Here is a 13,993-nt window from a genome sequence, read left to right on the forward strand (position 1 = left end):
TCGTTAAGAGTCTCCGACTGGGAATGCCTACTCTTAGGCTCCGCCTTCCTTACTCGCGGCAGAGCCACAATGAACAGCATTTCCAGCTAGAGGCTGGAAACGAGGTTTGAAAAGGGGTTTGCGCTTAAGTTGACACCAATGGGCACTGCCGTGCCCCTACACCTCGCAATATAATGTTGTAATGCATCTGAATGGGAACCGCTATATTTTAGGGCTGTTCAACCAGACTTATATCGGAAGTCAAAAGATAAAAACGCCAAGTTAAAAGCACTGCACCCATGAATAGCCCTAATACTAAACCTAACCATAAACCAATAGCACCCCAACCTAAAGTGAATGCCATCAAATAGCCCCCACCTAGACCAACGCCCCAGTAAGCAAACATAGTAATTAACACTGGTACTTTGGTGTCCTTCAACCCGATCAACGCACCAGCAGCAATAGTCTGAATAGAATAAAATATCTGAACTATTGCCCCTACGGCTAGGAAAGAAGTTGCCGTTTTAACTATCTCCACATTATCCGGACTACTGGTGTCCAAATACATTGCCACAATATAGTTGGGAAACAACAAAAAAATTAGTGCCACAATGCTCACAATGGGAGTAACAAGCGCAATGCAGACAAATCCTGCTCTGCTTGCACCCTTGAGATCATTTTCTCCCCTCAGCTGTCCTACTCTCATCGTGATGGCATAGGAAATACCTATAGATACTGTTTCGACAAAACTTTCTGTCTCGACGGTAATTTCATGGGCTGCTAACGTCTCTGTCCCAAACCACCCCATAAATAAAGCAGTGGCAGTGAATACTCCAATTTCTGCTCCATACTGCAACCCCAAGAACCATCCAGTTTGGAAGATATCTACAAACATATCTTTATCAAACTGATGTAGAGCGCTATCAAGCTGGTAATCTTTAAAGTAGTTGTCGAAGTAAACCCAGGCGGCGGCGGCGATAAAATTCAGGCAAAAAATGAGTGTGCTTGCCCAACCGATACCAGCTAAACCAAGGGCTGGTAAACCAAATTTACCGAACATTAGCACGTAATTTGCAGCCGCATTCAATAATAGTCCAGCCACTGTAATTATTGTTAGGAACTGGGGGCGATTCAGAGCAGAGCTAACTTCTTTTAAAATACAGAAACCGAGCGCAGCAGGAAAACCCCAAACAATAGACCGCAAATATGTTTGAGCCAATAACACATTGCTTTCTTCTTGACCAGTCAGCAGTAGGATATAGTCAAAGTGCCAAATGATAAACATCACAGGTAAGCACATCGTCACAGCTAACCAAATTCCTTGAGCTGTAGCACGGCCAACTTGGTCTATTTTTCCTGCACCAAAAGCATTTGCGACATTTACACCCGCAGCTGAAAGAATAGAACGACAAACGGAAGCTAGAGTAGAAAAGGTAACAGCACCTAAAGCACCCGCAGCTAAAGCTTGGCTGTTAAGTAAGCCCATCATCACCCCATCCAACAAAGGAATGCCCGCTTCTAATATTTGAGTAATTACCAGAGGAACTGCCAATTGCAGGCAGGCTTGGACTTCTAATATCAGTTCTGACTTAAATTCTTTTGAAGTTAACTCCATTGGGGCACAAAAATTAACAAGGGTGCAAAAAAAGTAAAATTTAATAGATTAAGTTATATTAACGCCTACAGGCGCACTAAACTCAACCTGTTGGCTGTGAAATAGGCGATCGCCTCACCCTCTCAACACAAAAAACAGCGTAGGCGCAGCCCGCACTTCTCTACGAGACGCTGCGCGAACGGCAAAGCTACTTCGACTGCGCTCAGTACAAGTCAGTGACCACCGTAGGCATCGCCCCACCTAACTATCCGTGAGTTCGACAATTCAGCTGGTATCCACTAATTAGTTGAATAAAAAGACCTCTAAGAGGTTTTACTACACAAAACCTGTCCCTCTCCGATGGGCGAGAGGGACAGGTTTGAACTTTAATTCAAGGCAGGGAGAGGTTCATGGAACTCACGTAAAATTGTATATGTGCTTTCCCTGCTCCTCTGCTCCCTGCTTGCTCATTTCTACCCGATTGGGTAAAATCACTGCGCCGGCAATTTTGGGTGTGTAGTCGAGTACTTTGCGACAATGCCAGAAATCTCAGGGTTGTAAAGTCTCAAATAATTCCAATAGTTGCCAAATACTTGACGCACATAATTTTTGGTTTCATCAAAGGGAATTTCTTCAACAAACTCATCCGGATCTTTTGTAGTTAGAGTTTGTAGCCATTTGGAGACATTGCCGGGGCCAGCATTGTAACTGGCGATCGCCAGCAAGGAGTTATTGTTATATTGCTGATGGGTATGATCCAAATACCATGTACCCAGCATGATATTGTCGTTGGGATTTTCGAGGTTTATTGTTTTGATATCCAACTTAATTTGTGGGGCGATCCATTTAGCTGTAGTCGGCAACAACTGCATTAAGCCAGTAGCATCAGCGACGGATTTGATTTTTGGCTCAAACCGCGACTCTTGACGGATCAGAGCCGTGACTAACAGAGGATTGAGTTTACGCTCAATAGACCATTTTTCAATCTCTCGCTGATAGGGAAATGGATAACGCGCTTGCCAGTAGGTGATCTGTTTACTCAGAGTCTGATATTGGGCAAGTTCAGCTGGTGTTTCCCGGTCTTCCAATTTAGAAATTTTATCAATTCCGATCAGATTTTCTCCCTTTGCCTGCCGGATTAACCCTTCAGTAAATTGCTCTGCTACCGTTGGCTGAATTTTATTCTGAAATTCTGTTTGCCATTGTAACCAGGCATCGCGGTCTTGACCCAGCAGATATAATTCTTTGAAAGTTTCAGAACCAGCAGGCGGTAATGGACGCTGGGGTGCGATTACTTCCGGGTTCATGACGCGCACGTTGTCAAAGTTGCCAACATTTAGCCCCAGCATCGTCGCGGCTCGCCATGCATAGTAAGAGTAGGGGAACTGGCTAATCACATACTCATAAGCAGTTTGAGATTCCTGCTGTTTCCTTAGTAAAGCTGCCCATTTACCTACCCAAAAGCCTGCTCTTGGAGCCAAAATACTATTGGGATTATTGGTGACAATTGGTTCTGCCCATTGCCAAGCACCGACGTAATCTTTGGTATTGGCTTTATCTTGGGCGATTTTCCAGCGATACTCTGCCGCTTCATCAGAATTTCCGTACTTGGCTATGAGTAATTGCCAAGCCTGGCTAGCTGACTTTTGATCCTTAAGGGTTTGGAGAGTTTTGGCTTTTTGTACCAGTGCAGTACTAGCTTGTTTCGGAAATTTACTAATTACCTGCTCAAGATAGGGTAAGCCGTCTTTAGGAGTTTTTGCAGTTTCTGCTAACCGCAGTAGTGCAGTCCCAGCTTCCTCAGTATTTGGAAATTGCTGCACTAGTTGTTTATAGGTGGCGATCGCTTTTTCTTTATCTTTGCCTCCTACCTGTAACCCCCGTGCAGTGCGGTAGAGGTTGCGCGATGTTTTGGGTGCTCTGGCATAAGCATTCGCTGCTTTCAGAAATTGACTATTTTCCCAATAGCTTGTACCAATTAGTTCCCACTCTTCGGGTTTGAGGGTAGGCTGTTTTACTAGCTGATCTAAAACGCCTACTATGCCTGGTTGATCATAGGCATATTTAGCCAATATTAATTGTAATTGTGGCTGATTGGGATTATCTTGCAAGCGTTTGCGGATAATTTCCCAAGTCAGAGGATTGGAAGGAAATTGAGCGATCGCAGTTTCTTGTTGCTTCGGTTGGGCAATCAGATATAGCGCTTTCACCGTGGCCGCTTCTTTGGGATACTGTTTTAGCACGCCTTGCCTCAGATCCGAGGCTTTGCCGTCTTCGCCCAGGATATCCTCTGCCTGAGCTTGTTTCAGCAAAATGTAGGGCGCGAGAAGGGGATAGTCTTTATCTAATCCGTCCAGTAAAACCAGCGCTTTTTTAGCTTGGGTTCTTTCAATGTAATCACTCGCTAAAAGATAACGAGCGCGATTTCGGTCTGGCGATCGCGATTGCCCGGCGATCGCTGCTAGTTTTGCCGCCCGTTCTGGCAGGGATTGTGAGATCAGTGGCAAGACGGCTGATTGGGCAATGCTACCCTCTGATGTTTGCCCTGCTTGATTATGACTCAGTTTGAGCCATTTCCCCAGAGATTTGCCAATCTCAGGTGCTGATACCATTGCCCCAGCTAAAAAGGCAAACAGTGCTGCACCCGCAATTATCGAAATTTGCTTTTTCTGTAGTTTCTTCAGCATGAATACCCGCTGAAAAGTTCCGGTGAATTTCTTGAAACTGTAGCACTCCTAACCATCAGTGTTACCAATTTTTCATTTTAGATTTTTAATTTTATGTAGAAAAATCCTAATTTTCAATCCTACAGTTAGCAGTACTGAGTAGATAGCACATATTAAATACTATTACATCTATCTTTGGTATATCATAAATGGCTTGTCAGATCAGCAGAGAAGTCTGTAGACGCTTCTGCGGTCAGGCGGTCGTAGTCTTCTCTACTGGAGTTTAGACTAGTACGCCACGGCGTAAATAGAGCAACCATTTAAAATCCCTAAAGAGCTTATTCCATAATACTTTTGACTTTTGACTTTTGACTTTTGACTTCCGCCTTGCGGTACTAGTTCGCGGTGCGAAATCTAAAAGCCTTACAGTGATTGAGATAGGGAAAAATGTACTCAATTGGAAGGCAGATTTGAGGTAACTCCTGTTATACGTATTAATACTAAATTTTGAATACATTTATTTTTTAGGAAACGCATAATCAAGCTTTTTGACATGCGTAAAGAAGGTTTTTTGTATAAAATAGTTTATTAATAAGGCAAAGATAAAATATGAATGAGTTGCATGTCGAATTGCCGATATATCGCGATATGTTTAATATAGAATTACGAACGTTTAAACCGACATATTGTTACTTATGAAAGAATTACGAATAGTTAATGTCTTGTCTGAACTTGATGCTCGCCTGGAAGCAGAACACAACCAATTTAAAGCACTCAGTCCCGAAGATCGCGGAAAACATCTAGATGAAATGATGCTGGCAGTTGGCTCACAAACTGGAGAATTATTGAATATGCTTCTCAAAACGCAAGGTGGCAAACGCATTCTTGAAATTGGTACTAGCGTTGGCTATTCAACAATCTGGTTAGCCGAAGCAGCGCGGGTAAATGGTGGTCATGTAACTACTCTCGAATGTGTTGCCGCCAAGCAGGCACAAGCAGTGGAAAATATTCGGAGGGTTGGTTTAGAAGATTTTGTAGACTTCCAACTTGGTGATGCCCTCAAGTTACTGGAAATTTTACCAGAAACATGGGATTTTGTCTTGCTTGATCTTTGGAAAGATCAGTACATTCCCTGCTTTGACCTCTTTTATAAAAAGCTTGCTCCTGGAGCAATTGTCGTAGCCGATAACATTACTTTTCCTCCTGATTTTCGGACAAAAATGAAGAATTATCAACAACATGTTCGCACTAAGCCAGACCTAGATTCAATTGAAATCAATATTGGTCAAGGTCTTGAGCTAACGCGAAAGGAAATTTCTTGATGCCTTTTTAATTGTCCTTTCGTAACTTAGGCAGTGTAAGTGTTTGAGGGCTAGCATCCTTAATATCACTTCTACAGGAGTTGATTTTCTTCCTGTTTTGGTTGAAAGTGGATAAGGTTTTGAAAAGTCTGCTTCCATAAACTCAAGGAGCTTTTCATCACATAGCAGATGGTCAATCAGAGTCATTTGCTGATCCATTTCACCACTCAACTGCAAGATAATGTTGAACTCCCGGTCAATGTGATATTTTTTCTGTAACACCTCAAGTCTGCCTTCCGATTGAGTACATTTTTCCCTATCTCAATCACTGTAAGGCTTTTAGGTTTCGCACCGCGAACTAGACTAAACCACGCGATCCCACTGCGTAGGAATGGGTATAAAAAATTAGAGGGATGCCTGCGGTTAAAACAAGCATCCCCCAACAGAAGATGAGAGAAGCACTACCCTTTGGGTGACGCTCCTACAGACGCTCATTCCGATGCTACGCACAGTCGCTACAGCGTGGAGAACCCCCGCAACACGTTGGTTCACCAACTCACATCAACCACTAACGTTAGTTTTGCTCAAGTTTGGAATTGCGCTTCATCAATCCAAGCAGCATGGAATCCATAGGGTACTCGCTGGGGAATTAGCACCTGCGCTATAGGCCCGGACGTGACATCTTGGGCATTTACTACGATTAATTCAGAAGTTTCTGAACCCTCATCATGAACTAAAGTTAGGAGCCAGCCATCATCCTCTGTTGTTGCGTGAGGACGTGGTACAAAAACGATATCTCCGCCATAACGCCCAACTCCGAATTCTAATGTTTCAGATTTGCCACGATTAAAATCGTACTTGATGAGCGCATCAAACAAGAGAATTGGATTATTAGCGACTCTTGCACTGTAGGCGTATCGTGTTTTTTTCCCTAGTAGCTGTTCATTCACACGGGGAAATTCAATGGGTACATTATCTAACATTATTTCTTTAACAAGACCAGTCTTGAGATTAAATCGCCACTCGTATAGAGGTCTGTTAACTCCTTCTTGTTCATCAAAGCTTTGGACTGGTTCTAGAAGTCCTGAGTTCTTCATTCGACAACCGATTAATACTATCTCTTCTCCTTCTTCGTAAGCATTGAGAGTATGAGGTACGAAACAAGCTGAACTCTCGAACCAACGGACATCACGATTATTTCCATGACGTGGTAAGATGCCAAAGCGACTGGGGCGATCGCTCTCGAATAATAGCAGAGGTTCTCCTCGTTGTACCCGTTCTGGATTAAAAGTCAGAGGCAGATCCATAAAAATTGTATAGTTTTCGCTGATTGCAAAATCATGCATCAACACTCCTATTGGTAAGTCAATTGGCTCAGTCCGTAACAACTCGCCTGCTGCTGAAATCACGCCATATTGTAAGTAAGGCGGTGTAAATGGAGAGTAGCCAAAAAACATCATCTCGCCCGTAACTGGGTCTACTTTAGGATGAGCAGTAAAGGCAGAAGCTAGCTTGCCATTGTAGGTGTACTCGCCAATTGTCTCTAACTCAGGCAGCTTAATAGCATGAGGCGCTCCTCCTTCCCATAATGCTAATAGTTGACCTGCGTGCCAAACAATAGCTGTATTAGCAGTATTTTTATATGGCTCATAAGGATTATCCATTTGCGGTGGTTCCATCAAACCAGACCAGATGGTCTTACCCTCTGCTTGCTCTATTTTCCATCCTTTGGTTTGAACGTAGCGATTGCAATAAATTGCTTTGCGATTGTGAATTCGCACACCATGCAACATCCCATCTCCATCAAACCAGTGATACTGACCAATTGGCTTCCACTGTGGATTAGCACCGTTGCGGACAAATATCCCCGATAAATCCGGTGGTAGTTCACCTATTACTTGCAAGGTGTCAGTGGTAATTTCTTGATGGATTGGTGCAAAGTTACCATCAAGATAAGGATTGACTGCTGTTATTGCCATTTGTTTTCCTGACGAAAGCGCCTAATTCTCTAGCTTGGTGTTTGCTTTTTATTGTAGACATCACAAATTGCTAATGTCTCAGCAAAGAATAGCAAATGCGATCACCGAAGTAGCAAATGCGATTGCCGAAGTAGCAAATGCGATTGCCGAAGTAGCAAATGCGATCGCCGAAGTAGCAAATGCGATCGCCGAAGTAGCAAATGAGGTCGCCGAAGTAGCAAATGAGGTCGCCGAAGTAGCAAATGAGGTCGCCGAAGTAGCAAATGGAGTCGCCGAAGTAGCAAATGCGTAGGCGTAGCCAGCCGTAGGCATCGCCGATATAGCAAATGCGTAGGCGTAGTCAGCCGTAGGCATCGCTTCTCGAAATTCTCTAAATTGTGCTTATTCAAGCAATCTTCTTCGCTTTTAGAGGAATCTCAATCACAAACTTTGTGCCTTGCCCCAGTGTGGAATCACACCAAAGATTACCACCATGCTTCTGGGTCACAATTTGATAGCTCATAAACAAACCCAAACCAGTGCCTTTGCCAACGGGCTTAGTGGTGAAGAAAGGATCAAATAGTTTAGAGCAAATCTCTTTTGGAATGCCTATTCCATTGTCAGAAATCATAATCATCACTTGATTTGTATCGATTTGACGAGTCTGAATCCAGATGGCATTGGGGTTAGCTGAAATGTCTTGGAACGAACGTTCCTGATTAGATTCTTCTAATGCATCTATAGCATTGCTTAAAAGATTCATAAACACTTGATTAAGGGAGCCAGCATCACATTCAATCAGTGGTAACTGACTATACTCTTTAATAACCTGGATCTGGGGGCGATCGGCTGTCGATTGCAATTGATGTTGCAAAATCACCAAGGTACTATCAATCCCTTGATGAATGTCTACCGCTTTCAATCCTGCTTCATCCAAGCGCGAGAAGTTCCGCAGCGATAACACAATAGTAGAGATCCGCTCGGTACCGATTTTCATGGACTGAAGAATCTTGGTAACATCTTCTCGTAAAAAGTCCAGTTCAAGTTTATCCAATTCTGCGTGCAGGGCAAGAGGTGGATTTGGATAGTGCTGTTGGTAAGCTTGCAATGCTTTCAGCAGACCTTGGATATACTCAGAAAGATAAATTAAGTTGCCATCAATGAAATTAACCGGGTTATTGATTTCATGGGCAACGCCTGCGACCATCTGTCCCAATGCAGACATTTTTTCACTGTGAAGCATCTGTAATTGAGTCTGTTTAAGCGTTTGTAGAGTTTGCTTCAGAGTCGTATTCTTTTCATTCAATTCTTCAGTTCTCTGCTGAACTCGAACTTCCAGAGTTTCATTGGTTCTGGCTAATTCGGCAAAAGCTAAACGCAGCTTGGTTTCTGCTTGTGTTCGTTCTGCGATCGTCGCTGTTAACACAAGAATGGTGAGTGTAATCACGCCGATAAACGATTGCAGTTGGATCAAAGATTGGTCGAGATCCTTAGTCACAAAACTACCTTTGCCATTGACAGTTGCGATCACAGCGATCGCAGCCACAATAAAACTTAACAGCATTGTACCCGGTTGCCCCAGTCGAAAGGCAGACCAGATCAACATCGGAATCAACATATACTCCAGGTGATATCCCTCACCAAAAGCAACTTTGCTGATCAGAATGACCAACCCCATCACGATAACTGGCTCTACTAGGATTAACCAGAATCTTAAAGGGCGTGAGTTTGCTCTTGAGTGGCGAAGATGAGAGAGATTTTCACAATCCTCTGACGTTGAACTGAGGGATAACCATTGCCAGATTGGATGTCGTTTTTTTTGAGTGAATTGCCCCCAACTAAGCAGAATCGGGGTGACGATAAAAATTCCCGAAACATTAGAAATCCACCAGGTTAACCAAACTGTCCCATACGCTGTCCAGGGAACTTTACCACTCAACGCCAAGCAAGCCACTCCAACAGTTGCATTGATGCTCGGCCCCACCATGCCGGTTAAGAGGAAAAATTTGAACACGTCGGTGACACGTTCTAAGGGATAGCGTTGGTTGGTAGTTTTCCGCAGCAGGAAGGCACCCAACATAGTCCCCAGGGTTGTTCCGATCGCAATGAAAAGAACTGGCAGCGTTGAAATCACCAGGGATAAGAAACTTGTTGGATCTCGGAACGCCCAGAAGTTGGCGAGAAATGAACCCAGTAAAACACCGGACCCGATCCAGTTACCAAACAACAGAACAGCCCCAGCAGCAATTCCATCCGGGGGCCAAACTGGAGTCACATTGTTTGGTGTGGAGGCAAGATGACGTGAAATTTCAGCCATTTCATAGTAGGCGATCGCCAAAACAAGGGTGCCTCCGATTTGCCTTAGCCCGTGAGGGAATATAGGGGATTTTTGTTGAAACATCTGTTTAGTGGCTGCTTGATATCAACGTTGCTAGTCTTTACATAGAATGCCCTTTTCCCTTAAGGTTGGAACATAAAGCAGCCATGAAAGTAGTTTACAAAAAGTATTAAAACAAGCGGTTCATCAAGCTGGTATTCAAAAAAAGGTGGGTTGTCATACGTTTCGCCACAGTTTCGTTATCCATTTACTGCAGAAAGGCTATGACATTTACACACTATAGGAATTACTCAGACACAAATATGTGAAAACTACAATGATTTATACCCATATTCTTAACCGTGGTGGAAAAGCTGTCCGCAGTCTCCTAGATTAGAGATAATATTTCTATCATCAGTAATTCTCTATCATCTATGACTCAAGCCATACCTAAGCTAGTAACCTTTGAGGAATTTGTCGATTGGCTACCCGAAAATCGACGAGTCCGCTACGAACTACATAAAGGAGAAATTGTTGAGATAGCGCAACCAGTAGGAGAACACGAAGAAGTAAAAGGTTTTCTAGGTATCAAAATTTCTGTCCAAATCCAACGTCTAGGATTGTCCTACTTCATGCCCAACCAAGTTATAGTTAGACCTCCTGAAAAAGATTCTGGTTACATCCCAGATGTGTTGGTACTAAACCGTGCAAATCTGGCAAACGAAAAATTATGGAAAAAAGAATCTATCGTTAGTTTAGGTGCATCAATACCTTTGGCAATTGAGGTTGTATCAACCAACTGGCGAGACGATTACTATTTAAAATATGCTGAGTATGAAGAGATGGGTATCCCGGAATACTGGATTATCGATTACGCTGCCTTGGGTGGACGTAATTTTATCGGTAATCCCAAACAACCAACAATCTCCATTTGTAACTTAGTTGATGGGGAATATCAGATAAGTAAGTTTCGAAATAGCGATCGCATCGTTTCCCAAACTTTTCCCGAATTGAATCTCACCCCAAACCAGATTTTTCAAGCTGCTGTGGTGTAGCGTTTATCTTTTGCCAATTCTGGAGTCCGCCCCTTCAAGCCAATCATTAACTTCAGCATAAACACCTTTAATACAGGTACTCGCTGCAAAAACCATAAACCCAGGCGACGAACCACCACCACAGGTAAGAAATTATTAGAAAACATCCGATCTAACAAATCGGTCAAACCTAAAATCGTCAGGTTTTCCAGCTGGCGCCAGCGTTCATAACCTTTAAGAATCTGAATGTCGCCAATATCTTTACCCGCTTGGTGCGCTGCTTGGATTACTTGCGCCAAAGCCGCTGCATCTCGAATCCCCAGATTTAAACCTTGTCCGCCGACAGGATGGCAATTGTGCGCCGCATCACCAATTAATGCTAGTCGGGGGAGAACATAGCGATCGCTTTGCATGAGTTGTACCTGAAATACAAAGCGATCGCCCAGTAATTCCAATTTCCCCATTTGATTGCCATAGCGACGGGTGAGTTCTACCAAAAATTGCTGATCATCTAAAGCACATAAAGCTTTTGCTTCTTCGTGGGGGGCTGTCCAGACAATGCGGCAACGGTTCCCCGGTAAAGGTAAAATCGCAAAGGGCCCGCTAGACCAAAATCTTTCGTAAGCGGTGTTGTTGTGCGGTTTTTCTGGTTTAACAAATGCAACTATGCAAGACTGCCAATATTTCCAGCCCAGAGTTTTGATCCCAGCAGCTTGACGAATCGGCGATCGCGCCCCATCTGCTGCTATCAGTAATTTGCTCTTGACTGTCTGTAGCTGATCGGCAACTTTAATATCTATTGCTACTATATCCTTCTGGTACTGCGTATTTACTACTTCAGCCGGACACAGATAAGTCACATTTGGACAATTTTGGACAAACTCCTGCAAAGGCTGCAACAGCGCTTGGTGTTCCGCCACATAACCCAACTCTGGTGTACCTATATCATCTATAACAAATTCCACCAAATTGGCTGAATCGGCATCAGAAAGATGAACTCGGCAATATTTGGCTATTTGAGGCAGCATTTTGTCCCAAACTCCAATTCCTTGATAAATTAGCGCCGAAAGCATATGAACTGCATAAGCTTGCCCTTTAGCTACAGCCGCTGATGCCACTTTCGCCTCAATCAGCAAGACACTCAAGCCAGAATCTTTTAAAGCAGAGGCTAGAGTTAACCCAATAATCCCACCGCCGACAATTACCAAATCATATTCATATCCCCGCTCATTTGGCGGTGTTAGTTGAGGGGAAATTTGCTTAAGCTGCGTTAAGGTCATTGTTAAGTTAGGTTACAGCGTCTTAACTCTTATTTTGACGCGATCGCGCCCTGATGAGCAAGTTAATTAAAAAACCCCGCTGATTGGTAGGGATTCCAGCGGGGTTAAATAATACAATTATTTTTTCAGAGAAACCAACATTAAACTTTATTACAGAGTTACTAGAAACTTTTACAACTAATAGTAACTATTTATAAGTTTTATGAGCTAGGTTTTTACGATGATGCCTGTGATGTCTAACCTTGTGATAACCTTTAGCAGATTTTACGCTAGTATGATGGATAACTTTAGCTTGAGCTTGAGATGCAAAAGCGGTTACGGGTGCTGCAAAGATTAGAGCCAAAAGTAAAACTTTAGCGAACTTATTCACTTAAAAATCCTCACCAGGTAATCAACAATCCAACTATCCAATAGGCATATGTCATAAGTTTGTGATTGATATGAATCTTTCATGTCTATTTTTACATGCGTAAAATTTAGGACTTATGGGGAATCCTTGGCGAGAAAATACTCACAGCCATAATACTTACTGACACTTCCAACTTAGATGTAATATTTTTTACTTTATCTAAAGAATTGCTATTTGGTGATGACGCCTGTGTTAATTTTGATTAATAAATACTGAGAGCCATCAATTCTTCTGATATGTCAAAGTTAGGTGTGACATTTTGCACGTCATCCAAGCCTTCTAGAGTATCAATTAACTTGAAAAGCGATCGCGCCTGATCCGGATCAGTAACTTCTACACTATTACTGGGAATCCAGCGCAATTCGGCATCAGTCACCTTAAAGCGTTGATCTTTGAGTATCTGGCTAAGGGTTTCTAAATTTGCAATGTCAGTAAATACTTCAGCCATCTCATCTTCAGTCATCTCATAAGACTGGGCACCGCCTTCGAGGGATGCTTCTAAAAGCTGTTCTTCGTCAACCACACCCTGCACCACACAAACGCCTTTTTGGTCAAACATCCAGCTAACGCAACCTGTTTCACCAAGATTGCCACCATTTTTACTAAAAGCTACACGCAAGTCAGCAGCAGTGCGATTGCGATTATCTGTGAGGGCTTCGATTAAAATCGCTACACCACCAGGGCCATAACCTTCGTAGCGAATCGCTTCAAAGATAGCATTATCCCCACCAAAAGTGCCTGCACCTTTAGCGATCGCTCGTTCAATATTATCATTGGGGATACTCGCTGCCTTTGCCTTGTCAATCGCTGTGCGAAGTTGAAAATTCAGCGCCGGATCTGGTACGCCGCTTCTAGCAGCAACGATAATCGCCCTGGATAACTGAGTGAAGGTTTTTCCCTTTTTTGCATCTACTACCGCTTTTTGGCGCTTAATATTTGCCCATTTACTGTGTCCTGCCATAATCTGAAATTATCAAAACTTTATTCAAGATTAGGATATAAACGCTTGCAAAAAGCATAACTTTAGATAATTGTGCAACTATCCATCAGAGGGGCAAAGTTGTTGTGAGGGAACGAGGAAAATTCACCTATCATTTTTATTAACATTATTATGCACGATTTTTTTTGTCTCCTCGCTATGCCAAGCGAACAAGAAAGAAAGCGTCACACTATCTTAGGATCTTATTGCTTGTATTATTAGGTGGGCATACTAGCTTTAACTAGATGTCAAAGTATTTTACCTTGTTCGCCTGGTTGCCGTTTATATGGAGTGGCGGCGGCGAGTTGATGAGTCATGGTTCACAGAACGCGGTAGCAGTACAGGACTTACGCACAGGTAATGGAAAATCGAACCACAGAGGACGCAGAGAACACGGAGGAATAGGAGTTTGAGAGGTTTTTTGCGTAAGTCCTACAGTAAATTTGAAAGATAATCAAGGCGCGTAGTTTACCGCC

The 13,993-nt window shown here is 43.1% G+C and carries 11 protein-coding genes and 1 pseudogene; 5 read left to right on the forward strand and 7 right to left on the reverse strand.

What is annotated here, in order from left to right; genetic code table 11:
• Positions 1-208: 208 nt before the first annotated feature.
• A complete protein-coding gene (locus V7K49_RS13730) occupies positions 209-1,594 on the reverse strand; it encodes an MATE family efflux transporter (RefSeq protein WP_335206001.1) in 1,386 nt (461 codons plus the stop codon).
• 470 nt (positions 1,595-2,064) lie between these two features.
• Positions 2,065-4,260: a lytic transglycosylase domain-containing protein gene (locus tag V7K49_RS13735; protein ID WP_335206002.1), complete on the reverse strand. Its 2,196-nt coding sequence runs from the start codon at positions 4,258-4,260 to the stop codon at positions 2,065-2,067.
• Positions 4,261-4,934: 674 nt separating this feature from the next.
• Here V7K49_RS13735 and V7K49_RS13740 point away from each other — a divergent pair.
• On the forward strand, positions 4,935-5,561 hold the full coding sequence (locus tag V7K49_RS13740; RefSeq protein ID WP_335206003.1) for an O-methyltransferase: 627 nt from the start codon (positions 4,935-4,937) through the stop codon (positions 5,559-5,561).
• On the opposite strand, the gene V7K49_RS13745 is transcribed toward V7K49_RS13740, so the two are convergent.
• Positions 5,538-5,822 carry a hypothetical protein gene (locus tag V7K49_RS13745; RefSeq protein ID WP_442948669.1) on the reverse strand — a complete coding sequence of 95 codons (285 nt, stop codon included), beginning with the start codon at positions 5,820-5,822 and terminating at the stop codon, positions 5,538-5,540. The genes V7K49_RS13740 and V7K49_RS13745 overlap by 24 nt on opposite strands.
• Positions 5,823-6,124: 302 nt before the next feature.
• Entirely contained in the window at positions 6,125-7,519 is a 1,395-nt protein-coding gene (locus tag V7K49_RS13750) for a carotenoid oxygenase family protein (RefSeq protein ID WP_335206005.1), read from the reverse strand.
• 73 nt (positions 7,520-7,592) lie between these two features.
• Between V7K49_RS13750 and V7K49_RS13755 the strand changes: the two genes are divergently transcribed.
• Complete coding sequence (locus V7K49_RS13755; protein WP_335206006.1) at positions 7,593-7,811, forward strand: hypothetical protein; 219 nt, start codon at positions 7,593-7,595, stop codon at positions 7,809-7,811.
• Between the two features lie 93 nt (positions 7,812-7,904).
• On the opposite strand, the gene V7K49_RS13760 is transcribed toward V7K49_RS13755, so the two are convergent.
• Positions 7,905-9,899, reverse strand: coding sequence for an MASE1 domain-containing protein (locus V7K49_RS13760; RefSeq protein ID WP_335206008.1), 1,995 nt, complete (start codon positions 9,897-9,899; stop codon positions 7,905-7,907).
• Between the two features lie 97 nt (positions 9,900-9,996).
• Here V7K49_RS13760 and V7K49_RS13765 point away from each other — a divergent pair.
• Together V7K49_RS13765 and V7K49_RS13770 are read left to right on the forward strand one after the other, a co-directional pair.
• A pseudogene (locus V7K49_RS13765) lies at positions 9,997-10,119 on the forward strand (tyrosine-type recombinase/integrase); the annotation flags it as partial.
• Positions 10,120-10,249: 130 nt separating this feature from the next.
• A complete protein-coding gene (locus V7K49_RS13770; protein WP_335206010.1) occupies positions 10,250-10,870 on the forward strand; it encodes a Uma2 family endonuclease in 621 nt (206 codons plus the stop codon).
• Here V7K49_RS13770 and V7K49_RS13775 read toward each other — a convergent pair.
• Positions 10,852-12,129 (reverse strand): FAD-dependent hydroxylase, encoded by a 1,278-nt coding sequence (locus tag V7K49_RS13775; RefSeq protein WP_335206012.1) that lies wholly within the window; start codon positions 12,127-12,129, stop codon positions 10,852-10,854. The two genes, V7K49_RS13770 and V7K49_RS13775, sit on opposite strands and share 19 nt — an antisense overlap.
• Before the next feature lie 611 nt (positions 12,130-12,740).
• Positions 12,741-13,499: a YebC/PmpR family DNA-binding transcriptional regulator gene (locus tag V7K49_RS13780; protein WP_335206014.1), complete on the reverse strand. Its 759-nt coding sequence runs from the start codon at positions 13,497-13,499 to the stop codon at positions 12,741-12,743.
• Positions 13,500-13,762: 263 nt separating this feature from the next.
• Between V7K49_RS13780 and V7K49_RS13785 the strand changes: the two genes are divergently transcribed.
• Positions 13,763-13,930 carry a hypothetical protein gene (locus V7K49_RS13785; RefSeq protein WP_335071618.1) on the forward strand — a complete coding sequence of 56 codons (168 nt, stop codon included), beginning with the start codon at positions 13,763-13,765 and terminating at the stop codon, positions 13,928-13,930.
• Positions 13,931-13,993: the final 63 nt, after the last annotated feature.

It is taken from the genome of Nostoc sp. (assembly GCF_036919675.1).
Classification (GTDB): Bacteria; Cyanobacteriota; Cyanobacteriia; order Cyanobacteriales; family Nostocaceae; genus Nostoc.